Raw genomic sequence first — 2207 nt, forward strand, 5'->3', positions numbered from 1 at the left:
GCTCCCTTATATTTGTTTATTCGTTTTGTTTATTTCTGCCGTTGCCTGTTCAGGCAAATTGGAAACAGGAAGCATTAATATGGAAAATTGGAAAAAAGACAGAAATGGGTGTCTTGGGTTACGGCTTCAGGATTTAGAGGAAATCAAGCAATTAAAAAACACATTCTTGGCAAAAAACAATCAAGAAATTATCCTGACTTTTGGTCGTCCGGACAGGGTGGAGCTTGTGGATAAAAGTCAAAGTTTCTTTATATATTTTTTAGAACCCTCTGATCGTTGTGAGCAGCAAACAGAAAAAGAACCTTTAAAGGTTCTTTTTCGACTCAATGCTATAAATAAAGTTAGCGAAGTAACGGTTACTACCCTTAATCCATAAAACACAAAGCTGCTGCACCCAAGGTGCCGGCATCATTCTCTAAGGTGGCTTTTGATATGGTCAAGTCTGATAAGTAATAGGCACTTAAATATTGACGGATTGTTTTTTCAAGCTCGGGCTTAATAAAAGGCAGGGCTGCGGATATACCTCCACCAAAATAAATTTCGGTAACATCCAGAATCCGAATCGTAGAAACCAATGCTTCTCCCAAAATAGCTCCCAATTCAGCAAAAGTCCTTAAGGCAATGCCGTTGTTGTTTTTAGCCGAAGCGACCAATAAATGAATACCAAGCTCCTTCCCTTCCATCTCACCAATTTCTTCAGGAAATTCCTCCATCATTTTCTGGGCCATATTCAAAATTCCATTTCTACCGATCAATGGCTCCAACCTGCTATTTCCTCTGGATAGCATGTGTCCTACCTCCATGGCGTTTCCTCTTACACCTTTAAACACTTTTCTATCCAGGATCAAAGCACTACCGATACCGGTACCCAGTGTAATGAACAGGTAATCGTCTGCAGTATTCCCTTTACCAAAATGAAATTCGCCCAAGGCTGCCGCACTTGCATCGTTCTCAAGATGGAAAATGATATCGGGATAATTTTCTATAAGCGCTGCTTTTAAGTTAAACCCGTTAAGTTCAGAAATCGCAGGAATCTCCAGGGTTGTAGTTCTATCTTTGCTCACGAGGCCAGGCAAACCAATACCCACGTGTTTTACTTCCGGGTTTTTCTCCAAATATTTCCCTACTACTTCTACAAAGGCTTTATTAAATCCTTGTGCACTTTTTCTTAATAAGCCTGTATCTTCTTTGCCAAATTCTATGATTCGGCCATTAGTGTCTACGAGACCAATTTTTACATGGGTTCCTCCCACATCTATGCCTAAAAAAACTTCAGTTTTGTTATCCATTCTATACTCAAATCAAATTTCAAGATGTAAATACCGCTAAGTCAAGCTTTTGATCAACGATCCGTAAAAGCATACCTCATGCTGATCAACAAAATACATGAATAGGGCAAAAATAGCAGATTTTCTTTCAAATCCTTTAATCAATAATATAATTAAAAAAAAACCTTTAGGAGAGGCCTTAGACCTTATAAATGCCATCCTCCTTAATCACAATCATTTTCTTACGATACAATTGACCAATGCATTGCTTGAAATGCTTCTTACTCATTCCAAAAACTTCTTTAATTTCTTCGGGGGAAGATTTATCCGTTAATGGCAAAAAGCCATTCTCCTTAAGCTTGTCATAAACTTGGTCAGCGCCTTCATCAAACTTTTGACGTCCTATGGGGGTAATGATCAGATCAATTTTATTATCTTCCCTGATTTTTTTGATAAAAGCCCTTACGGTGTCTCCTATATCAAGAGGCTTAAACACCTCATTGGCATAAATCAACCCCTCATAAAAACCATTGATCAGCACTTTATAGCCCAAATCAGTCAGGTCAAAAATCAAGGCACTTACTTCTTCGCCTACTTTAAAACCACTGGTATCCGAAAGAATAAAATCCTCATATTTACTTACCGCAATTAAACGAGAAGTTCGGTGATCTACACATACTACCACCAAAACCTTATCCCCTGAAGACACAGGCTGGCGCATTTCAGATTTTGGGAGAAGCAAATCTTTTTCTAATCCCCAATCAAGGAAAGCCCCTATACTTGTCACATCTTTCACTTCCATGACAGCAAATTGATCAAGCAAAGCCAATGGTTTGTCTGTAACGGCTACAGGTCTATCCTCACTATCTGTGTAAATAAAAACTTCCTTTAAGTCTCCCTCTTTCTCTTCCCCATTCAGGTATCGCTTAGGGATCAATA

General features: G+C 38.7%; 3 protein-coding genes. 1 reads left to right on the forward strand and 2 read right to left on the reverse strand.

Annotation, left to right across the window (positions count from 1 at the left end; genetic code table 11):
* The first annotated feature begins 10 nt into the window (after positions 1 to 10).
* Positions 11 to 376, forward strand: coding sequence for a hypothetical protein (locus AAC037_RS23750; RefSeq protein WP_339906127.1), 366 nt, complete (start codon positions 11 to 13; stop codon positions 374 to 376).
* Here the strand turns inward: AAC037_RS23750 and AAC037_RS23755 are convergent.
* Both AAC037_RS23755 and AAC037_RS23760 read right to left on the reverse strand, forming a co-directional pair.
* On the reverse strand, positions 366 to 1289 hold the full coding sequence (locus tag AAC037_RS23755) for an ROK family protein (protein WP_339906124.1): 924 nt from the start codon (positions 1287 to 1289) through the stop codon (positions 366 to 368). The genes AAC037_RS23750 and AAC037_RS23755 overlap by 11 nt on opposite strands.
* Before the next feature lie 178 nt (positions 1290 to 1467).
* A partial coding sequence (locus AAC037_RS23760; RefSeq protein WP_339906125.1) for a S1-like domain-containing RNA-binding protein occupies positions 1468 to 2207 on the reverse strand: 740 nt, incomplete at its 5' end.

Source organism: uncultured Cyclobacterium sp. (assembly GCF_963976465.1).
In the GTDB taxonomy this organism is placed as follows: domain Bacteria; phylum Bacteroidota; class Bacteroidia; order Cytophagales; family Cyclobacteriaceae; genus Cyclobacterium.